This window comes from Nocardia sp. NPDC056100, from assembly GCF_042266325.1.
Taxonomy (GTDB): domain Bacteria; phylum Actinomycetota; class Actinomycetes; order Mycobacteriales; family Mycobacteriaceae; genus Nocardia.
On sequence record NZ_JBHJVY010000002.1, the window covers coordinates 2063521 to 2085220 of the forward strand.

Below are 21700 nucleotides of genomic sequence, written 5' to 3' on the forward strand. Positions count from 1 at the left end.
CGCGTTCGCGACATCGCCGGGTGCGGGGGGCGGGGGCGTCACTTTCTCGACAGCGCCGACCGCTCCTGCCCCAAGTAACTCTTCGGCAGCTCTTCACGCCTCGAACGCTGCGACGGCCTCGGCCACCGCCCCCGCGGCCGGGCACTCGGCGCAGGCCCATGCGCCGAGTGCCGCGCCGGGGCAAGCCGAGTTCGGTTCCGTTCCCGCCGTGCAACATTCGCTTCGACAGGCCGCCGCACCGGCTACCCGGACCACGCAGCAGGGCGGCTACCAGGCGTTGCCGATCTCGCTGACTTCGAATGAATTGCTCGCGGATATCGCCGCAAGCCGCCAGGCGCAGCTGCGTTCGACCACCGGCATGCGTGGCGCGCTGAACAAGGTCGGGTTCAATCTCGGTCTGTCGCCGACCGAACTGCGCACCGAGGACCGGCACGCGCGTATCCGCCGTCAACTTGGCACCGCCTATCAGGTCGCGGTGCTGAATGTGAAGGGCGGAGTCGGACGCACCACAACCGTTGCCGCACTCGGCGCGACATTCGCGTCATTGCGCCCGGACCGGGTCAGCGCCATTGACGCCAACCCCGATTTCGGTGATCTAGCCGCGAGAACCAGCCGCCACCCGTTCGGCCTGACACTGCGCGATCTGGCGCAGGAACGCAATCTCGATGCCTTCTCCGCGGTGCAGTCATTCGCTTCGATCACCAATTCGGACCTGGCCGTGGTCGCTTCACCGTGGTCGCCCGCCGCCATGGAATCACTCACCGGTTCGGAGTACCTGGCCGCCACCAACACCCTGCGCAAGCATTACAACCTGTTGCTGGTCGACTGTGGCACTGGCGTTCTCGGCACGGCTGCGAACGCTGTGCTGGAGTCGAGTGATTCGGTCGTGCTGGTCACCCCGGCCACCGTGCGCGGGGTGACCGGCGCGGTCGCCACCCTGGAATGGCTGAACGCGCACGGGCAGTATCGCCTGGCCGCCAATTCGGTCATCGCCATCGTGCTCCAGCACCCGTCGAAACCGGTGGTGGAGGTCGCGCGCATCGAGGAGTTGTTCGCCACCGCCCAGCGCCCGACCTTCGTCATTCCCTATGACGCGCATCTGGCCGAGGGCGGCGAGATCGATCTGCGCCTGCTGGACAAGGAGACCGCGCTGGCGTTCGAGGAGCTCGCCGCCACCGTCGCCGACGGTTTTCCCGACAACATGATGGCCGGTTACGGCCGTACCGAGCGAGGAGGACGCCAGTGAGCGCCCCGTCGGCCGTTGCCGCACCCCCCGCCGCCGCCTCGCAACCCGCCGAGGTCGCACGTGCCCGGGTGGCGATCATGGTCGCCTCCTACCAGGTTGATGTTGTGGTGCCGACCAAGTTCAGTGTCGAAACCTTCATGGACGACCTGATTTCGGTGCTGGAGGCCAGCGTCGACGATCCGACCGTGGATTTCACCGCCGAGAACGGGCACTGGACACTGTCCCGCCCCGGCAAATCACCGCTGCCGCGCTGGAGCACGCTGGCCGAACACGATATCGCCGACGGCGCACTGTTATTGCTCACCACCACCGAATCGGGCGAGGCGTTCGATCCGCTGGTGGAGGACATCACCGACGCCCTGGCTCGCGTCAACGAGCGTGAGTTCACCGAATTCGATTCCGGTACGGCGGCATTGACCGGCATGTCGGCGTTCGGCGTTGGCGCGCTGGTGATCACGGGCCTGCTGTCGTGGTCGTGGACGCGCACCGGATCGGTGGTGTGGTGCGCGGTGCCCGCATTGATCCTCGGTGTCCTGTGCGTCTTCGCGGCGACCGCGCTGGAGCGGCGCTATGGCGAGCCCCGGCTCGGTCTCGGTGCGATGCTGTCCGCGATTCCGCTGCTTGCCGTCGGCGCGGCCATGCTCGTTCCGCTGCCCTACGAACAGCACGGCCCTTTCCAGGCGGCGAATCTGGCCGCGGGTGCGGCTGTGGCCACCATCATCAGCGTGATCCGGTTGCGTTCGACCCGGCTCGGGCTGCCGGCACTGCTGGCGATCGCCGTGCTCGGCGCCCTACTCACCATCTTCGCGAGTATCGAGACCGCTCTTGATCTTTCGGCACGCCAACTCGCCGGGGCGGCCGTGCTGGTCGGACTGTTGCTGCTGACCGCCGCGCCTCGGCTGGCCGTTCTGGTCGCCCAGATCCGTCCACCGGACCTGCCCGATCCGGGCCGCGAGGTCAACCACAGCACCCTCACCGATATCTTCGATGCCGAGACGGCAGGCCCTGGCGAGGAGGAACAGCCTGCGGCACAGCGCAATCGGGCCACCCTGTCGCTCGAGAGCCGAGCCCGGCTGGCGATCAACGGATTACGCGGCCTGATCGTCGCCGCGTCGACCCTGCTGGCCGGTGCGGCAGTGCTTTCGGCCGCTCTGAGCCCCGGCGGCATTCGCGAAATCATCATGGCCGCAGCCGTTTCGGGTGTACTGGTCATGCGCTCGCGTTGGTACCCGGATCGCGTCCAGGCCATCGCGTTGGTAGCCGCCGCCACTGTGACCGTGGTGGGGGTCGGGTTCGTGCTGGTGGACGCGTACGCCACCGCACCCGCGCGCACGGTGGTCGTGCTCGTGATCGCCGCCTTGGCCGCCGCGGGCGCGGTCTCGGGCGCACGCCTGCCCGGTGTCCGGCTGTCGCCGGTGGTGCGCCGCACCATCGACCTGATCGAATACGCGTTCATCCTCGCCGTGCCGGTGCTGGCCTGCTGGATCATGGGCATCTACACCGCGATGCGGGGGTTGTGATGAGGGTAGTCGGCGCGGCCGCGCTGATCGCCGCGCTGCTCGCGCTGACCCCTGCGGCGGGTCCCGCGCTCGCGGTCCAACCGCCGGAGGTCAGCACCGCGCCACCGCCGGCCGATGACACCCCGGGGCCGGAGATCCCCACCAAACAGGACAAAGGCTGCGTAGCCGTCGGCATGCTCGCCAATAGTGATCCCGCCCAGGTACCGCCACCGGAACGCGCATTGGACCTGCGCCGGGTCCGCGCGCTGAGTACGGGCTCCGGCGTTACCGTGGCGGTCATCGACACGGGTGTCGGCCCGAATTCGCGCCTGCCCAACCTGGTTGGCGGTGGCGACTATGTCCAAGCGGGCGGCGACGGTCTCACCGACTGTGACGCCCATGGCACGCTGATCGCCGGAATCATCGGCGCCACAGCCGATCCGGCGGATGGCTTCGCCGGTGTCGCGCCTGACGCCCGAATCATTTCCATCCGCTACCGCTCCGGGGCGTTCACCCAGGAGGGGAATTTCAATCTCGATGCCGCACAGAAGCTTTCGCTACAGGCTCGAGCGCTCGCGCGGGCGATCACGCATGCGGCCAATCTGGGCGCGCAGGTGATCACGGTCGGACTTCCCATCTGTATTCCGGTCGGATTGGGGGTCGATCAGTCCACCCTGTCGGCGGCGGTCAGCTACGCGAGTCGAATCAAGGGCGCGCTCATCGTGGCCGGGGCGGGTGACGCGGGCAGTGGTTGCGAGCAGAATCCGGAGATCGATCCGGGTCGCCCCGCCGATCCGCGCAATTGGACCGGCGTCAAGACCATCTCCAGCCCCGGCTGGTACTCCACCGATGTGCTGGCCGTCGGCTTCACCACCGCGACCGGCGACACCATGGGCGGTTCGCTGACCGGTCCGTGGATATCGGTCGCGGCGCCCGGCACCGGCATCGAATCGCTCGGCCCCGGCGGCGGCGATCTGATCAACGGGGTCGGCGAACCCGGCAAGCTCAATGCGGTCGGTGGCGCGTCCTTCGCGGCCGCCTATACCAGCGGTGTCGCGGCTCTGCTGCGTTCGCGCTACCCCAATGAATCCCCGGCCGAGATCGCCGCGCGCCTGCAAGCCAGCGCGCACGCACCGGCCCGAGGCATCGACAACATCGTCGGCGCGGGTCTGATCGATCCACTGGCGGCGCTGAGCTATCGCAGCGCTCCGACCGCTCCGGCCGGACTGTATCGCGGTGCGGTGCTGGACATTCCGGCTCCGCCACGTGCCAAGGATCAGCGTCCCGGCATCATCGCGATCTGTGTAGTAGTCGCGGCTGTGCTGCTAGGCGTCGGCTCGAACGCGGCCTACGGCATGTTCCGGAGGAAACGGTGAGCGATTCACGTTTCGGGGTCGGCGGTATCGGCCGGGGGCCGCTGGCGGTCCTGGTCATCGTCGGCGGTCCGGCGCTGGCCGCGCTGTCGGCGCATACGCCGTGGTGGGTCGGTGCGATCGTGCTCTCGGTCGCGCTGACCGTGACCATGCTGCGGGTGCGCTCGCGTGCCCCCGTGGACTGGCTGCTGATCTGGGCCGATTATCGATTCGGCCGGACCGGGCGGGCGGAGCGCCGCACCGCCGAGACCGAGGTGGTCGATATCGACACCGCCGCCGGTCCGTGTGGAATTCGCCTGGGCGAGAACACGCTGGTGGCGATGGTCCAGCTCGCGCCCAACCTCGATCTGCCGACCATCATCACCGAGCAGACCGTGTACACCGAGGACACGCTCCCGGTCGGGCTGCTGCTGCCGCTGCTCGAGCAGTACGGCATCACCGTGGACATCGATATCGTGACCACCGGCCGCCGCGCCCGCCCGACCGGTGACTACAGCATGCTGTACGACCAGTTGATCGGTTCGCACCCGGTGATCGGTGAACGCCTCACCTGGCTGGTGGTCCGGCTGGATCAGCATCGCAATCTGGCGACGCTGACCCAGCGCGGTCCGGTCGCGGTGTCGGGTCCGCGTGCCTTGGCCGCGGCTACGCATCGGATCTCCACGCGCCTGCGTGAGCGCGGCATCATCGCCCAGGTGCTGCCCGCCGCCGCTGTTCGTGAGGCAACCGTGTTGTTGCATACCGGGGTTCGGCTGCCGGAGCTGCGTGAGGAATGGGATCACCTCGGTGTCGGTTCCTCCGGTCGCCGGGTGGCGAGCTTCATCGTCGACTGGACGCGCTTGGGCGATGACGTGCTCGACGACTGCTGGAGCTGGAATCGCGGGTGGACCACGGTCGTGATCGGACTCTCCAAGGGCGAGGACGGACCGCGCGGGCTGGTCCGCTTCGTCGGTCCGGAGCCCGAAGGCACCCTGCCCGAATATCTGCGGCCCATGTCGGGTCGCCAATCCGAGGCATTCCTGGCGACGCTGCCCGGCGAGGGGTCGGTGCGTGAGCTGCCCCTGGCCGATCGCGGCGGCGACCACGCCCCGGCGGAGGTGCTCGCCGAACTGGTGGTGCCGATCGGTCCGAACGGTCAGATCCTGGGCGCGATCAGCGGTCAGCCGCAGCACACGCTCGCACTGCCGCTGTTCGATGCGGCCCGCTATCACCCGCGCCGGCGCACCGTCGATATCCGTGCGGCACTGCCGGTGGCGCAGCAGATCGTCTTGCGCGCCATGGTGGTCGGGGCCAGCGTCGAGGTGCATTCCTCGCGCCCGCAGGCCTGGCTGCCGCTGGTCAACGCGGTCGGCGATCCGAATTCGCTACGGCTGGCGGCCGAACCCGGTGCGCGCGAACAGGATCCGAACAGCCCGCCGGTAACCCTCGAGGTGTTCGATCAGATGTCGCCGCGCGGTTCGGCGGCCAACGCCATGGTCACCATCGGCGATCCGGGCACCCGCCCGCGTCGATCGGTGGATCTGGCCATCGAACAGGTCGACGACGGAACCGTCGAGGTCGGCATCCCGATGCGCACGGTGCGGGTGGATCTGATCGAGCCGCGCGGCGAGACCAGATATTTCGAACAGCCGCCGAATCCGGTGAGCCCGGGGCCTGAAGTCGCGGGCGCGCCGACGCCCGCGGGTACTCCGGTCCCGGTGCCCGGGTCATGAAATCCGGGTCAATCAAACCGGGTCCATCAAATGAAATGAGGTGGGGCAGTAATGTCTTTGGGCGTGGTTACCGATTCGCAGCCGTACGAAGGTGATGGCCGGACGCTCGGCGAGGACGAGGAGCAGAGTCCACGGCAGGCCGCGGCGGCGATATTCTCCAGCCGATTGTCGGCGCTTATCTCCGAATCGATGGTGTCGACCGAGGACGGCGCGACTCGATCGCTGACCCTGTATTCGCTCGCACAGCATCTGGAGCTGGCGTATCCGGATGTGCCTGTCTCCCAATCGGGTTTGTACCGGCTCATTCACGGGGATGCCATTCCCCGGCTCGATCTGATCATCGCGCTGGCCCGGGTATTCGATGTGCCACCGGAATATTTCGTCACCGGGGAAAGAAGTCGCTGAACTCGCGAAATATCTTCTCGCTGGCGGGAATAGCCTCAAGTCGAATCCGGGCCGGGCCTGGATACGATCCGAGACATGCCCGACAAGGACCCGGGAGATGTTTTTCTCCAGCACCGGGAAGCGGTCCTGGAAGCGTTGTTGTCCGATCCGGCGCTCGGATGGACCGGCACACCCGCCGCGGAGGATCCTCCGCTCGGCGAATTCGATGACGACTTCGACGTTCCCGCGCCCGCGGTGCCGGACACCCCGCCCGCACCCGCTACCGGCGGCGGGCCGAAGGCCAGCGAACGCATCCTCGCGCTGCTGAACGGGCAGACCGCCAACACCGAATTCGAATGGTCCGATTACTCGCCCCCGGCGGAGAAGCCTCCGGCGATGCCCGCCGCGGAAGAGGCCGCCGAGCAGCTCACCGCATCCACCGGGACGCGCTCATCGGCTGCCAAGTTCGCCGATCCCATCCGGGAGCTGGCGCTCAAGGCCCGTAACCCCAAGGTGGCCTTGGCAATCGGCGGTGTGCTGGTGTTGATCGTAGTGCTCGCCCTGGTGACCTCCGGCGGTGAGCCGGAGAACACCAGCAATCGCACGGTGCTGGCCACCGCCACCGGACCGGCGACTCCGGCTCCGGCCCAGCCCACCACGACTGCCCCTGCGGGCGGGGTTCCGATTCAGGTCAAATCCGCGCAGTCGCATTGCCCGCCGGGCGGCACCCCCGCGATGGACGCGTTCGCGGGCACCGGCAAAGCGTGGTCCTGCCCGCGCGCCTACAAGGTCGACGGCCAGATCCTGGTCATCGATCTGGGTCGCTCCTACCAGGTCGATTCCATCGGAATCGTCCCCGGCTGGGACGCCATCGGATCCGATGGCGGCGACCAATGGGCGAAATACCGTACGGCGAGCCGGATTTCATACAAATTCGATGATGCCAATGCCACCACCTACACCCAGCAGACCCTGGATCAACGGGCCCTGGTGGTCACCAAGGTGAGCCCGGTCATCAGTGCGACCAAGATCGTGGTGACGGTCCTGGAATCCAAAGGCGATCCGACCGTGAATTCGATCGCCCTGTCCTCGATAGTGGTTACCGGACATTGAGCGTTCTCGATCAGATCTGTGACTATTGCTCCCACCGTAGCCAGGCGGGGACCACGGGCTGCTCCAACTGCGGTGCGCCGCTGGCCAAGGCGGCCGCGCCCATTGCGGCCGCGGTGTCCGGATTCTCCGGTGATCCGTTGGCGCTGCTCGGCCCGGTCGTCGCGAGCGCGGACAAGCTCATCGGCCCGGCGGGCAAGTCCATCGAGGGTGCGGTCAAGGGTGCGGCGAAGTCGGCGCTCAGTGAAGCGGGAATGCGTCTGCCGCAATGGATCGCGGCGCTGGTGGGTGTGATCGCAATGGCGGCCGCGGTCTTCTTCCTGGTGAATTCGTGCGGCCCGGAGTTGCGCTCGGGATGGACCAGCCCGACGCGGACACTGCCGCAGACCTTGCTCTCGGCCTCGACCTGTTCCGGGCCGGGGGAGGATGAGCAGTGTGTGATCGCGGCGGGAAATCCCTTGCTGTCGGCCGGGATCGGCGGCGGCCGGGAGTTGGCCTATGCCGCGCGCGTGGTTTCGCCCCAGCAACTCTCCAATGATGTGCTGCGGTGGCGATCCGCCGGTGCGACGGTGGTCGCCGACGGTACGACCTTCATCGCCATCAGCCCGACGTGGAATATCTGGTACGCCGATTCCCAGTCGGGCCTGCGGCTCGAGACGGGTGCGTTACCCAATGCCGCGGCCGCTCGCGCGTTCCTGATGCGGTCCGGGCTGCTCGGCTAACCGGTCTTCTCACTGCTGGATATTGGCTACATTAGTTAATGCGCCGTTGTTTAACGGCACATTGAACAGGTGCTGTGACCGTAGGGTGCGGCTCGAATCTCGGGAAGGGTGCGGTCGATGGTGGCAACCACGCTGCAGATGCTTTCGTGGCAGAAGCTCCGCGAAGATCCAGCAGACCTCGAGGCGGTCTACTTCCGATGGATACGCCCGGACGCGACGATCGCCATGGTGACCGATCGCGCCGGACAGATCGTGCGGCGGCACCTGGAACTGGCCGAAACGCGCCGTCCCGGAACGACTGTCACCCGCGTCTACCGTCCCGGTGACGAGAGCGAACTCGGCGCCGCCATTCAAATCGTCAATGACGATATGCCGCTGCTGGTCGACTCGGTGTCGTCGATGCTGCGCCGTCTGGGCGTGACGGTCAGTGAGGTCATCCATCCGGTATTCGATGTGCTGCGCGACAATCGGGGTCGCCTGCGCGCCGTCGCGCCGGGCAATAGCGCTCAGCACGAGGTCGGCGATCACACCATCGCCGAGTCCTGGATTCACGTGCAGCTCGGATCCGAGGTCGACGCCGCACTGCTGGACCGCATCGAGAGCACCCTGCCCGGCCTGCTCGCCATGATTCGGGGCGTGGCTCGCGACACCGCGGCCATGGCCACCACGCTCGCGAGTGTGGCGGCCGATCTCGAACGCGCCGCGGCCCGCGCCGACGACGCCGAGATCACCGATAACGCGCGGCTGCTGCGCTGGCTCGACGAGAGTCGGTTCACCCTGCTCGGCTACGGATATCACAGCACCGCAACCGATTCCGAGGGCCAGCCCGAACTGCTGCGCCGCGCCGGGCTCGGGCTGCTGCACGATCGGATCGCCTCGGACCTGGACATCCCCGCCGCGCTGTCGGGTTCGCCGATGTTGCGCCTGTCCAACGGCTCCCTCGATCGCGTGCTGCCCGGCTCCCCGGACGGTTACGTCATCAGTGTCGCGGACCTGGGGGACGGGTCCGACCAGTCGCTGCGCGGCACCCACGTCTTCATCGGAACCTTCACCGTCACAGGACAACACGAGAACATCCTGGACATCCCGGTGATCTCGCGGCGGGTACGCCAGGTGATGGAATGGGCGGGCTTCGGCCTGAATTCCTTCTCCGGCCAGGAACTGCTCGAACTGCTGCAGACCTTCCCGCGTGCCGAGCTGTTCGCCACCGACGCCCGTCGTCTGTTCGAAACCGTCTCCGGCGTCATGGATTTGGGTCTGCGACGGCAGGTGCGGCTGTTCCTGCGGCCCGATCCGCGCGGTGAAGCGGTGTACTGCCTGGTGTATCTGCCCCGCGACCGCTACTCGACCGAGGTGCGGCTGCGCATGCGCGATGTGCTGCGCTTGGAATTCGGCGCTGAACAGATCGACTACTCGGCACGTGCGACCGAATCCGAGTTGGCCGTCGTGTATTTCACCGTGCACCGGCCCACCGGAGCTCCCGCGGTCGATGTCTCCGAACAGAACCGCGCCCGGATTCAGGAGCTGCTGTTCGCCACCACTCGCACCTGGTCTGATCTGCTGGTCGCCGAGGCGGCACGCGGTTCGGAGGTGCCACCCGAGGTGGCCGCCGACTATGCGTCCGCGCTGCCCGCCACCTATCGGCAGGAGTTCCCGCCCGCGCGCGGTCTGACCGATCTGCGCCGGCTGCGTGCGCTCGCCGAGGGGGCGATCGATACCCAGCTGTACCGGCAGCCCACCGCGAAGGCGGGGGAGTGGCGTTTCACGCTGTACGTGCACGGCGAAGAGGTTTCGCTGAGCCGGGTGCTGCCGATGCTGCACAGCCTGGGCGTGGAAGTCCTGGACGAGCACCCGTATCCGCTGGAGCTGGCCGACGGCTCGCGTCGCTGGATCTACGATTTCGGGTTGCGCGTACCGGTCGCGATCGGTGCGCCGGATCCACTGCCCGGCAATGACATTCGCGAGCGCTTCGCCGACGCCGTCACCGCCATGTGGTTCGGTGCGGTCGAGGTCGACGGGCTCAATGAACTGGTGCTGCGCGCGGGCCTGGACTGGCGGCAGATCGCGTTCCTGCGCGCCTATGCCCGCTACCTCCAGCAGGCGGGATTCGCGTATTCCTTCGGCAATATCACCCGGGTGCTGCAGAGCCATCCGCTCATCGCGCGTTCGTTCAGCGAATTGTTCGAAGTGCGTTTCGATCCCGACGGTGCGGGCGAAGTCGCCGCCGCCCGAGCGTCCGCCCTCGAAGAGGAATTGAGCGCCGAGATCGATGCGGTGGTCAGCCTGGACACCGACCGGATACTGCGTGCGATGCTCGACCTCATCCGAGCTACCTTGCGCACCAGCTACTTTCGGACCGACAAGACCGCGGGCGATCGAGACTACGTGTCGTTCAAGTTCGATCCGCGCCGCATCACCGTATTGCCCGAGCCGCGACCGCAATTCGAGATCTTCGTCTACTCGCCCCGGGTCGAAGGCGTGCACCTGCGTTTCGGCGCGGTGGCGCGCGGCGGGTTGCGCTGGTCCGATCGCCTCGGGGATTTCCGCACCGAGATCCTGGGCCTGGCCAAGACACAGGCGGTGAAGAACGCGGTCATCGTGCCGGTCGGAGCCAAGGGCGGATTCGTGGTGAAGCGCCCGCCCGTCGCCACCGGTGACGCGGTCGCCGATCGACAGGCATTGCAGCAGGAAGGAATTCGCTGCTACCGCACCTTCATCTCCGGACTGCTGGACCTGACCGACAATATCGACCGCACCTCGGGGGAAACCGTGACCCCGCAACGGGTGGTGCGCCGCGATGCGGACGACACCTATCTGGTGGTCGCGGCCGATAAGGGCACCGCCACTTTCTCCGATATCGCCAATGAGGTTGCCCAGCAATACGATTTTTGGCTGGGTGACGCGTTCGCCTCCGGTGGTTCGGTGGGTTATGACCACAAGGCGATGGGCATTACCGCTCGCGGTGCGTGGGAATCGGTGAAGCGGCATTTCGCCGAGATGGATATCGACACCCAGACAACGGATTTCACCGTCGTCGGTGTCGGCGATATGAGCGGTGACGTATTCGGCAACGGCATGCTGCTGTCCCGGCATATCCGCCTGATCGCCGCCTTCGATCATCGGCACATCTTCCTGGATCCGAACCCGGACGCGGCCGCGTCGTTCGCCGAGCGTGAGCGCATGTTCGCGCTGCCGCGCTCATCCTGGGCGGATTACGATCGTTCGCTGATCAGCACGGGCGGTGGGGTTTTCGATCGCACCGTGAAGGCGATCCCGATCACCGCCGCCGTGCGCACGGCACTCGCCCTGGATCCCGGAGTCGCCATGCTCTCCCCGCTCGAACTCATCCGCGCCATTGTGAAGGCTCCGGTGCAACTGCTCTGGAACGGCGGTATCGGCACGTACATCAAGTCCGCCGCCGAGACCAATGCCGAGGTCGGCGACAAGTCCAATGACGCGGTCCGAGTGAACGCGAATGAGTTGCGCGTCAACGTGATCGGTGAGGGCGGCAACCTCGGCATCACCGCGCTGGGCCGCATCGAATTCAGCGACGGCGGCGGCAAGTGCAATACCGACGCGGTCGACAACTCGGCAGGTGTGGACTGCTCGGACCACGAGGTCAATATCAAGGTGCTGCTCGACAGCGTGGTCGCCGCCGGCGAGCTGTCGCTGACCGAACGCAACCTGCTGCTGGCCTCGATGACCGAGGAGGTCGCCGAACTCGTTCTGCGCGACAATATCTCGCAGAACTTCCGGCTCGGCATCTCCCGTGCGCACGCCCCGCAGATGGCCGCGGTGCACCGCCGCCTGCTCACCAAGCTCGAATCCGGTGGGCTGGACCGCTCCCTGGAAACGCTGCCTTCCGATAAGGAGATGCGCCGCCGCATCGACGCGGGCACCGGGCTGACCTCGCCCGAACTGGCGAATCTGCTTGCGCACGTGAAGCTCTCGCTCAAGAGCGAACTGCTGGCGGGCGGCCTGCCCGACCATCCGGCCTTCGCCGCCATCTTGCCCGGCTACTTCCCCGGGCCGCTGCGCGAACGATTCGGCGCTGCACTGCAACGGCACCCGCTGCGCCGCGAGATCATCGCCACCACGGTGGTCAATCGGGTGGTCGACCACGGCGGTATCACCTACGTGTTCCGCCTGGCCGAGGAAATGGGCGTCACCACCGAGGACGCCGTGCGCGCCTTCACCGCCGTCGCCGAAATCTTCGACCTGCACGAACTCTGGCACCGCATTCGCACCACCCCCATGTCCACCGAAGTCCGCGACGATCTCGAACTCGAGACCAAACGCACCCTCGACCGGGCCTCGCGCTGGCTGCTGACGAACCGTCCGCAACCCATCGCCATTGGCGCTGATATCGCCCGGTACCGCCTGGGCGTGCGAGCCCTGAGCCCGCTGGTCCCCACCTGGCAGCCCGGCCGCATAGCCGAAACCCTGCAGGTCCGGTCCCAGGAGGCGATCACCCGTGGCGCTCCCCGGGATCTGGCCGAACAGGTCTATCTGCTGATTCATCGCTACCCGCTGCTGGATGTCATCGATATCGCCGAACTCGCCGATCGTGATGCGCGAGACGTGGTTTCGCTCTACTACGCCCTCGACCAGCATTTCGACATCCAACGCCTGCTGGACGCGGTGGTGAGCCTCGAGCGCACCGACCGCTGGCGCACGCTGGCTCGTCTGGCCGTCCGTGACGACCTCTACGATTCCCTGCGCGCGCTCACCCTCGACGTACTCACCACCGCCGCAACGGAAGACAGCACCGAAGACAAGATCTCCTACTGGGAATCCATCAACCGCTCCCGCCTGGTCCGCGCTCGCGCGGCCCTTGCCGAGATCTTCGCCACCGGCACCTTGGACATGGCCACCCTCTCGGTGGCCGCCCGCCAGGTCCGCGGCATGTCCGGCGGTGCGGACTCGGTGCCCACCACCACCGGCACCCTGGAGTGAGTGACACGGTCCGAGCCGGGAAACCGGCTCGGACCGTGAATCATCTTGCCGGGGAAATGATTTCGGTGACCGGCGTTATCGGCTGAAAAGCCGCTCGATGACGACCGCGACCCCGTCCTCGTCATTGGACACGGTATGCCGGGCCACCGCCGCCAGCACCCGCGCATGAGCATTACCCATCGCGTACCCGGTCCCGGCCCAATTCAAGATCGTAAGATCGTTGGGCATATCACCGAAGGCATGAACGTCGGCGGCTTCGATACCGCGTTCGGCACACAATGCGGCGAGCGTCCCGGCTTTGGTGACGCCCGGCGCACTGATTTCCAGCAACCCCGGCCCGCCGGAGTGAGTGAACTGCGCCAGCCCCGGCGCTGCTTCCTCGGCCACGGCCAGCAGGAAGTCCGCGTCATACCGCTCCGAGTGCGCAAGGAGTTTCACGATCGGAGTGGTGAGCGTCCACAGATCGGCCAGCGCCCGCACCGGCGACTCGAACCCGGGAAGCTCCGCGAACCGCATCCGATAGCGCGGCTCATAAATCACCGAACCGCCTGTCTCAACAGCGAATCCGACCTCTTTGATCACCCTCGCGACCGCCCCCGCCACCGCCTCGGCCGCATCAGCGGACAGCACCCGAGACTCGACCACGGTGCGAGAGGCGATGTCATACACCACCGCCCCGTTGCTACACACCGCTGTTCCGCTCAACCCGGTCACCTCGGCGAGCGCATCGACATAGCGCGTCGGGCGAGCGGTCACGACCACCACCTCCACCCCGGCATCAGCGGCAGTCCGCAACGCATCCAACGTGCGCCGCGAGATAGTCCCATCCCCGCGCAACAGCGTGCCATCAAGATCTGTAGCGATAAGCCGAGGCTGCGTCATCGATCCACTCTAAAGATCCGCCCCGACCCAGGCGACGCAATATCATGACCGTCACCGCCAGAATCGGTTGTAGCGGTGGGCAACTCGATGCCTCCGGCTACTCGCCGTCGCGGCCTATCGGGCGTGCCATGTTGGTGCGAGGCCGAAGCATTCGGTGATGTTCTGCCAGAACAGCGAGACCGCTTCATCGACCGGCGCGGTGACACGCTTGGCATTGCCCAGGTCCGATAGGCAGTCGATGACCACGGTCCCCTCGGCCACGAACACAAGCGAGCCGGGCGCGCGAACGACGACCTCCTCGATAGGCGGTTCCGAAATCGGGCGCGTCGTAACTACCAGGTCATGCATCGAGGTCTGCCCAGCCAATCGCAGGTCGCAGCCGGACCGCAGAACGCTGTCGACGATGTCGGTCATATGTTGGAACTCGGTGTAGCGGTCGGACATCACTCGATAAACGTCAGCAACCTCCGCCCACGACACATCATGAAACTCTCCAGTCCACGCACGCAAATTGGTTGTCATCCCGCCAGTATTGTTGTGGTCGGCTGGATGTGGTTTCGAATGATGCTGTGCGGGTTGGGGGTCGGGCTGGTGTTCGGGAGGCGGAATCGTGGCCGGACGGCACCGACCGGATGGACATTCAGCGGCCAGGTGTCATGGTTGATGGCCGCCGAGGCGCGACTGCTCGCCGCTGTCGTGACGAAGCTCGTTGCCGATATCGAGCCCGGTTGGGCCATCGTCGAAGTACGGATCGATATCGTGGGCAGGACGGTGAACCTTTTCGTTCGGGTAAATCCAGCACCGGAATCCGCTCTGGTGGTTGGATTTCCGCGTGAGGTCATGGATCTGCGGCAGATCATGTACGGACCAGGTCGCGGTACATGGTTCACGATGTGGTTGCGGATCAGCGATGAAGGCCACGTCGGCGTCCGATTCGGACGAGATCGGCCCGACCTCTCCGGCCCGCTCGCCCAGTCGGTAGTCGACGACTTGCGCTTGTTTCCAAGGGATTCGGCTCCGGAGTGGATGCGCGCCGAACTCCGCGAGCATCGGGTACCGGGCGTTCCCGAGGAATGGCTCGATCACATGACGGCTGGATGCAAGCGCACTGACAGCGATGAGGAGCGCGATGGCATCGATCGAGCCGAGGCAGTCGTACTGGCTGCTGACTTCGTCCCCGAGTTCGCGGGGATGCGGTACCTCGCGGTCGAACATCACTCCGAATACGACCATATCGCGTTGTCGTTCAGCGAGATTCTGGAAACCGGTGAAGAGTGGCGGCGGATCGAATTGTTTCGAGACGGCGAAAGCGGACTCGCCGCGACCTCGGGATTCACGGAGTTCACCAAGCTGTCCCGCGGCTCCATGCCGTCGATAGCGGAGTTCTCCAGCTGGCCGAATCTCTCAGCCAGGGAAATCACTCCAGTCGAGTTCCAGATCGAATGGTTGACTGTCGGCGGCTGGTAGCCGCCGTAGGCCAGGGCTGACCGGTGTGATCCTGACGGGCGAGCTCGGATGGCGGGTCCGCCTGAAGGTGAGAAGGCGAGAGTGGCCTCGGCTCAGGTTCGGGGGCACCCGTCGTGGCCGACCTCTATGGACAGGACTGTTGTCGCTGCCTCCGGTGCGTTCTCGGGCTGATTGGAAAGTGGTTCCAGCGCTGCGTCATCGAAGCTCGGCCCGCCCGTGCTGATCGAGAATGAGCCCATTCTCCGAGCGAGGTGACCGTGTAGTCGATTTCACCGGAACTCCGGCGCCCGGGGTGGATAGAGGTCGAGCAGGATGTCGAGCCTGAGCGCGGCGATATCGGCGAGGAGGTCGGCGGGAAGCAGGCAGCCGCCCTGCCCGTTCTCACTGCCGAAGCCCAGCGACAACGTCAGTTCGCAGTCGGCGGCTAGCTGTGCCAACTCGTCTCGACACCCATCAACAAGGCCGAGTAGTGCCCGGACATGATCTGCGAGATCACTGTTGTTGGCGAGTCCGCTCGTCAGCACCCACACACTGTTCTGGCGTCGCCTGCTGTTCGCCGGATTTCGTGGATTCATCAGGGTGCCCCGCTCGAACTGCCTGTCCGCGGTAATCCCCAGCCGGGCCGAAATCTCGCTCGCGCTTACCGTTCGACTCTTCAGCACAATCGACCCCGCCGACCATTTCCGGTCGTCCGGCCATTCCGTCTCCACATCCTCCGACACGCCCACACCATCGCAGGTCAGCCGCGCGACCGCGACTCCATTTCGGGGATCCGACCTCATGCGTTCACAGATCTGCCACCGGAGTATCGGGGGCAACGACGGTTGGACCAACGTCAGGGAGCGCACCGTCTGATTCGTGGCTCGAGGTGAGGCGGGGAGGGTGAGCCTCGGTGTCCGTGTTCCCCGCTGTGAGGTGGGCTCGTCGCCGCTGTTCATCCTCGAGTTGCTCCAACTCGCTTGCGAGCCAGTCGGTTGCAGGCGTCGAGGACGAATCCGGCTGAGACTGCGCGGGGCCGTAGAGCAGCATTTCGTCGTCAGCGAGTGCGAGGCGGCGGGTGATGTGCTCGACGCGGCGATCCAGCTCACCATCGGTTAATGAGCGTAGCGGGTTTGTAGAGTCGAGTCCCGCAGTAGTTTTCGGGCCGGGGCGTTGATCGGGATCGGTCAGGTGTTGGGTAACCCAGCTGTGGATCTGTTCGCGGACGTCAAGGTTGGGCGCGCCACGCCAGTCGCGGCGCAACATGGTCAAGGCGGCGGGTGCGGGGTAGGTGTTGGTGATGTGTGCGCAGCGGGCCGAAATATTCTGGTGCGGTTCGTGATCGGGAATGCCGATGGCACCCCTGTCGCGGCAGTCGCCGCACAATCCATCGTCAGAGCGACGGTCGGCGCGCGGGGTGGAGTCGACGACGGCGCGTTCGAGACCGCAATGCACGCAACTGAATCCGCGGGTGTCGGGCACGGCGGCAAGGTCATAGTCCAGCGGATGGAGTTTCGGACGTGGGTCGTGCGGGTGGGCGTTGTAGTAATGGTGAGGTGCGCCTTCCGGCAGCGGTAGATGGTTTGGTTCGGCATCGATGTCGGCGCGTGTGCCGAGGTATTCCACTGTTGCTTGGGCGGCGGCGATAGCGGCATCGCTGGGGCGGGGGAGTGGTGCGGTGTTGTCGAACCTCGGCTCATGGTCGCGCGCCGCGTAGCGGCTGGCGGTGACGGTATTCGGTTGGTAGATACCGGTATCCGGGCCATAGGTGTGCGGGTCGGTCGCGGGCGTGGCGGCCTCGATGAGCGCGCGGAACTGGGGATACCGCTGGGCTGCCCACCGCAGTCGCGCTTGAGCGACCGGGAAACTGTACCGGTAGAGCGTGGTCGCGACACGATGGAGAACATCGAACTCCTCCTCGGTTGCCGAACGCGAAGCCCGGGCCAGCGCCTCCTTGGCCTGTGCGAGCTGTCCCGTGCGGACCAGACCGGCAACCTCGAGAAGGTCGGCAGCGAGCGCGTCGCTGGAATCGGGCCATGTGCTGGAGTTCGGTTCATCGGAGGCTGGTGACGTGTCGGTTCGATCCTCAGGTGTCATGAAGTCGTCCGAATCTGTTGCTGTGCTGTGGATTTCGAAAGGTGCGCCGACGGCTGGGGACGGTGTTACGGGATGTAGGAGTGCCTCGATCCGCCATGCGAGAGCGGTCGCGTACTGCTTCGGCGGGGGCCCCGGATCGTCATGCGCTGAGGCGGTGATCAATTCGTGAGCGGTGGTGAGTAGTTCGTGCGCTTGCCAACCAGCCTCGGCGCCGTGATCGACTGCGGCGACCAGGCGTGGCCAGGCAGGGTCGGCGAGGATTGTGTCAGTGAGTTCGGCGCCGAGCAGTCGGGACAGGTGCGCTGTCCAGGCCGGGCGCAAATGCCCGGCAGCGGTGGTGGCTTGCAGGGCCGACGGGTCGAGGCCGAGCCGGAACCACAAGGCCGCGGCAGGCATGTCGTCGGGCAGTGGCCGTTCGGTTGCGGCGTGGGTCAGCAAGGCAGTGATGTCGAGGCCGGCGCGGGCGGCAGCGTCGAGTTTGTCAGCCAGCTGCGGCCACCACGGGTCATCGAGGATCCGTGCGTCGAGTCGTTCGACCACCGGGGACCACTCGTTGATCGCGCTGTGCGGGTCCCCCAGGATGTCGGTGACCCGAGCGTCCAAGCGCCGCTGATGGTCCTGCTCACGAATGGTGAAAGCTGTTGGTCCCGTGGGTCGTAGGTCGGTGTCGACGATGTGCCGTCCCGCCCGCCAGACCGCGAGGTCGCCCAATAGCGCGTCGTTGCCGAGCAACGGGCGCGCCCAGACCGGCGCGGTGGCGGCGGTCCACGTTCGGGCGCTGGACTGGATCTGCTCGGCCAGGCCGGTGATCAGGCGTGCTCGGGCTCGAAGATGGTTGGATACCAGCCCTTCTGGCAGATCTCGAGGCAGCGCGCGCAGCCAGGGCAGCGGTCGTGTTTCGCGCGGATAGGCGTGCAAGGCGTCGAGACGCCAGTGCAGCACCGCGGCGGGGTCGGTCGCGGTGATCAATTCCCGTGCGGCGAGCGCATCGGCCAGCGCGTCACCGGGATCGGCTCCCGACAATGCGATCAAGGACAAGACCTCCCGCAGCGCCGGGTAGGCGGGAGCGTCGGTGAGTCCTGGCCACGCCCGCTCGGCGCGAGCGTCGAGGGCGAGCAAACCTGCTGTCCCCAAGGCATTCTCGGCGGCGAGTGCCATGGCATCGTGGTAGGTATCGATGGCAGACCCGAGACGCCGATGCGGATCGAGCGCGTCGCGCAGTTCGGTGTACGCCGAAGCGTTGGTGGTGTCACGAGCGAGCACTCGCTGTAGTACTTCGACCGCGGTACGGGGGAACAGCCCGGGTTCGGTCCAGAAGGAAGCCTCACTGCCGTCGATGGCGGTGGTGACGTAGGCGTAGTTGGCGCTCGCGCCACGGGAGAGTGCGACATAGAGCTGGTTGCGAGATTCGCTCCCGGCGAGCACGACATGGCAGGTCTCGGCGGTGATTCCCTGCGCGGAGTCGATCGTCATCGCATATCCGAGTCGGACATGTTCGCGCACGTATTCCGCTGGCAGCACGGTAGTTTCGCCCGCGCGGCCGCCGGAACGCAGGTGGGTGACAGTGAGGTTACCATCGGGTCCGACAGCTGTGACGGTCCAGCGGTAGCCGTTGCGTACCCAGTCTCGTTGGCCCAGGCGCAGTCTCGGATTGTTGCGGCGGGTGCTGACGATGTCACCGACTGATGCGTACAGTCCGTCCGCAAGAATGGATTCGACGCCAACTTCGGTGTCGGAGCGGGCGATTCGGTCGGTGCGGGCCTGGTCGTTGAGCGTGGTGACGAAGTTGTTGGTGGCGGCGAGCATCACGGTGTCACGGTTGGCGAGCCGGTCGGCAATCCATCCGGCGTAGGCATGCTCACGCACCGCGCCCGATGACCCCGATCGCACTCGCCGGTGGTCGAGGTAGAACCCGAGAGCACTCGGATCCCCTTCCCGCAGCGCGAGACTGGCCGAGGCCTCGGTGGTGGAAGCGAAGCGTACGACCTGCGTCATGGTCGACGCGCGCGCGGCATCGGCGGTGTCGGCTGCCGAGCCCCCTGCTTCGATGGCGGGTAGTTGATGATCATCGCCGAGGCAGCGCACCGCAGCCTGGCGGGCGAGGAGGAAGTCGAAGAGCTCGAGCCGCTTGTCATCGCCGAGGCGCACGTGTTCATCGACGATGACCAGCGTGTGCCGATCGATCTCGAGCATCCACTGCGGCAACGACGGCGGGAGCGGTCGATCGGCCGAGTACATCGCAGCGGGTGAGTGCCTATGGAGCACATCGAGGAGTTTGTCGGCGGTTTCGGCGCGGGCGTGGATCGCTTCGCCGAGCACGGCGGCCGCGGCCGCCGTGGGGGCCAAACCCAAGACGGTGCCACCGTCGGCCCGCCAGGCATCAGCCAGCACACGCATCGCCGTCGTCTTACCGGCACCGGCGGGTGCGTTCGTAGTCGTGATGAACCACGGCGATCGGGCGAAGTCGGTGATGACCGAAATCTGCCCGGAGTTGAGTCGACGACCGGAGTTGGCCGGGTCGAGATGATAAGCGCGGACCGCGAAATCGACGATGTCGTCTGTCAGGGTGTGCGCGCCGATCCGCAACGACAGCTCGATCAGCTGCTCGGTGGTGCCCAGCCGATGTGCCGTTGTGTAGGTCTGACTGCCGACATCGGAGTACACGCTGGTGTGATCGACGCGCTGATACAGCGGTGGAACATCGGCGAGAATCGGCTCCGCGGCGACATCCGGATCGCCTCGCGCCACCACATGCAGAGGTGAGAGTGCTTCGGCCACAACGGCTTCAATCGCCGTTGCCCACTGATCTCGGCTCAACAGTCCGCGCGTTTGCCGTTCGGCTTCGGCGCGAACGTGATGCCACTGCCAGCTCGAGCGCTCCGCGGACACTGTCGCCACAATGCTGCGCCCGATAGCGGCTATCTCTGTCGAGGTCGGATTGCTGGGCGGTGCACGTCTGCGAGACAGGATCTTCGACACCGTTTTCGACAGCAACTCCGGCGAGCCGAGAACCGTTTCGGCTTGCTTGCTCCAGTCCGCACGCTGTTCGGCCAAGGACCGCGATTGGTGTCGAGCGGGTCGAGTGTCGAGGGTGGCGCGCTCGGCGAGCACGAACATTTCCTTCGGCATCGGTTCACGCCCGACCTCACGCTCGAACGTGGCCGCGAGCATATCGAGGCGTGTGGTGATCGCGGCATCTCGCCGGGACCAGTGGTCGACCAATCCCAATGGCATGCATGAAATTTCGCGGATCGGTCGTTTCGACGGATCGGTGCCGGATCGTTCGTCGAAGGACAGGGTGAGGTCGTGTTCGAGGTGGTGTTCCAATCGGGAGTTGTAGATCTCACTGACCGTCACCATCAACCGATAGATCACTGCCGCATCGAGAGTGAGCCAGCGTCCATCGAGCGTGCGCACGCGGTTGGCGATAACCACGTGTGTATGCAAATCAGGGTCCCCGCACCGTGATTCGCGGTGAAGGAACCGCGCCGCGACTATCCCCTCGACGTTGACCTGTCGCACCCCATTGGCTCCCAATCGGGAGAAGATCGCGTGCTTCTCCAGCCAGGCCACGGCGTCGTCGATGGCTTTGTCGTGTGCGGCGGAGATTGTGTCGGACACCGGACTCGGTGCGATCGCCCACAGCGCTGACACACTCTTGACGGGGCTGAAAGTGATGTCGAATCCGGCGACCGCGGCGGAGCGTGGACGGGAATTTCGGGCCACCCATCCCGATAACTCCCGTGCATCCAGGGGCGCACGGCCGATCATGTCGGTGAACATCGCGGTGGCGACGCGGCTGCGGATACCGGCTCGTAGGTCGTCGTCGATGGCTGCTGATCGAGACCGGCCGTGAGCGGTGTTGTGCTGGGCGAAGGCGGCCGCGCAACGCTCACGAAATTCATTGCCGCCCTTATACACGCGGTAGGGACGGCCTAATCGGGTGGCTTGATCCGCCGTGCGTATCGCGTCTTTGGGTTTGGCGCCGGCGGCGATCTCGCGGTCGATGACGGCGGTCTCGATGGCATCGGCGTCGGGGTGGCGTCCTTCGCCGAAGAGTCTCTTCATCTGCGCTTCGGTGACCAGGTCCCCGGCCTCGAGATCCAGCGCGGCCAGGCCGCTGCCGTGCCATCTGCCAGGTGACTCACCTTGCGCGGAGTAGTAGTCGGTGAGTGTGCCGGGGCCGCGGTCCGTGGAATCGTCAGCGGCGACCTGCCGTAGGTAATACAGGTAACTGTTGCCAGCCAACACCTTGTGCAGTGTCGCTGTCACT

General features: G+C 66.1%; 14 protein-coding genes. 9 read left to right on the top strand and 5 right to left on the bottom strand.

The annotated features are described in order from the left end of the window. Positions 1-208: 208 nt before the first annotated feature. From ACFC0O_RS22005 to ACFC0O_RS22040, 8 genes are all read left to right on the top strand, one after another. Positions 209-1246 carry a MinD/ParA family protein gene (locus ACFC0O_RS22005; protein WP_375960618.1) on the top strand — a complete coding sequence of 346 codons (1038 nt, stop codon included), beginning with the start codon at positions 209-211 and terminating at the stop codon, positions 1244-1246. Then, positions 1243-2766: a type VII secretion integral membrane protein EccD gene (gene eccD, locus ACFC0O_RS22010; RefSeq protein ID WP_375960620.1), complete on the top strand. Its 1524-nt coding sequence runs from the start codon at positions 1243-1245 to the stop codon at positions 2764-2766. The genes ACFC0O_RS22005 and eccD overlap by 4 nt, the downstream gene beginning before the upstream one ends. Then, entirely contained in the window at positions 2766-4121 is a 1356-nt protein-coding gene (mycP, locus tag ACFC0O_RS22015; protein ID WP_375960622.1) for a type VII secretion-associated serine protease mycosin, read from the top strand. The genes eccD and mycP overlap by 1 nt, the downstream gene beginning before the upstream one ends. Further along, positions 4118-5830, top strand: coding sequence for a type VII secretion protein EccE (gene eccE, locus ACFC0O_RS22020; RefSeq protein WP_375960624.1), 1713 nt, complete (start codon positions 4118-4120; stop codon positions 5828-5830). Before mycP ends, eccE begins: the two co-directional genes overlap by 4 nt. Positions 5831-5881: 51 nt before the next feature. After that, entirely contained in the window at positions 5882-6235 is a 354-nt protein-coding gene (locus tag ACFC0O_RS22025) for a helix-turn-helix transcriptional regulator (RefSeq protein WP_364650083.1), read from the top strand. A 75-nt stretch (positions 6236-6310) separates the two neighbouring features. Next, on the top strand, positions 6311-7327 hold the full coding sequence (locus ACFC0O_RS22030; protein ID WP_375960627.1) for a hypothetical protein: 1017 nt from the start codon (positions 6311-6313) through the stop codon (positions 7325-7327). Continuing rightward, positions 7324-8046 carry a hypothetical protein gene (locus ACFC0O_RS22035; protein ID WP_375960629.1) on the top strand — a complete coding sequence of 241 codons (723 nt, stop codon included), beginning with the start codon at positions 7324-7326 and terminating at the stop codon, positions 8044-8046. Before ACFC0O_RS22030 ends, ACFC0O_RS22035 begins: the two co-directional genes overlap by 4 nt. 117 nt (positions 8047-8163) lie before the next feature. Next, positions 8164-13002 carry an NAD-glutamate dehydrogenase gene (locus tag ACFC0O_RS22040; protein WP_375960631.1) on the top strand — a complete coding sequence of 1613 codons (4839 nt, stop codon included), beginning with the start codon at positions 8164-8166 and terminating at the stop codon, positions 13000-13002. A 75-nt stretch (positions 13003-13077) separates the two neighbouring features. Here ACFC0O_RS22040 and ACFC0O_RS22045 read toward each other — a convergent pair whose 3' ends face one another. The 3 genes from ACFC0O_RS22045 to ACFC0O_RS22055 form a co-directional block, all read right to left on the bottom strand. After that, a complete protein-coding gene (locus tag ACFC0O_RS22045) occupies positions 13078-13884 on the bottom strand; it encodes an HAD hydrolase family protein (protein ID WP_375960633.1) in 807 nt (268 codons plus the stop codon). 114 nt (positions 13885-13998) lie between these two features. Further along, positions 13999-14406: a hypothetical protein gene (locus tag ACFC0O_RS22050; protein ID WP_375960635.1), complete on the bottom strand. Its 408-nt coding sequence runs from the start codon at positions 14404-14406 to the stop codon at positions 13999-14001. A gap of 132 nt (positions 14407-14538) precedes the next feature. Beyond that, complete coding sequence (locus ACFC0O_RS22055; protein WP_375960637.1) at positions 14539-15099, bottom strand: hypothetical protein; 561 nt, start codon at positions 15097-15099, stop codon at positions 14539-14541. Between ACFC0O_RS22055 and ACFC0O_RS22060 the strand changes: the two genes are divergently transcribed. Further along, positions 15076-15351 (top strand): DUF6881 domain-containing protein, encoded by a 276-nt coding sequence (locus tag ACFC0O_RS22060; RefSeq protein ID WP_375960639.1) that lies wholly within the window; start codon positions 15076-15078, stop codon positions 15349-15351. The genes ACFC0O_RS22055 and ACFC0O_RS22060 overlap by 24 nt on opposite strands. Positions 15352-15620: 269 nt before the next feature. Here the strand turns inward: ACFC0O_RS22060 and ACFC0O_RS22065 are convergent, their stop codons facing one another. Both ACFC0O_RS22065 and mobF read right to left on the bottom strand, forming a co-directional pair. Then, positions 15621-16073, bottom strand: coding sequence for a DUF4279 domain-containing protein (locus tag ACFC0O_RS22065; protein ID WP_375960641.1), 453 nt, complete (start codon positions 16071-16073; stop codon positions 15621-15623). 64 nt (positions 16074-16137) lie between these two features. Further along, positions 16138-21699 carry a MobF family relaxase gene (mobF, locus tag ACFC0O_RS22070; RefSeq protein WP_375960643.1) on the bottom strand — a complete coding sequence of 1854 codons (5562 nt, stop codon included), beginning with the start codon at positions 21697-21699 and terminating at the stop codon, positions 16138-16140. Position 21700 lies beyond the last annotated feature (1 nt).

Coding starts and splice junctions, on each gene's coding strand:
- mycP (WP_375960622.1), top strand. CDS start 2,766: ATGAGGGTAGTCGGCGCGGCCGCGCTGATCGCCGCGCTGCTCGCGCTG.
- ACFC0O_RS22025 (WP_364650083.1), top strand. CDS start 5,882: ATGTCTTTGGGCGTGGTTACCGATTCGCAGCCGTACGAAGGTGATGGC.
- ACFC0O_RS22030 (WP_375960627.1), top strand. CDS start 6,311: ATGCCCGACAAGGACCCGGGAGATGTTTTTCTCCAGCACCGGGAAGCG.
- ACFC0O_RS22040 (WP_375960631.1), top strand. CDS start 8,164: ATGGTGGCAACCACGCTGCAGATGCTTTCGTGGCAGAAGCTCCGCGAA.
- ACFC0O_RS22045 (WP_375960633.1), bottom strand. CDS start 13,884: ATGACGCAGCCTCGGCTTATCGCTACAGATCTTGATGGCACGCTGTTG.
- ACFC0O_RS22050 (WP_375960635.1), bottom strand. CDS start 14,406: ATGACAACCAATTTGCGTGCGTGGACTGGAGAGTTTCATGATGTGTCG.
- ACFC0O_RS22060 (WP_375960639.1), top strand. CDS start 15,076: ATGCGGTACCTCGCGGTCGAACATCACTCCGAATACGACCATATCGCG.
- ACFC0O_RS22055 (WP_375960637.1), bottom strand. CDS start 15,099: ATGTTCGACCGCGAGGTACCGCATCCCCGCGAACTCGGGGACGAAGTC.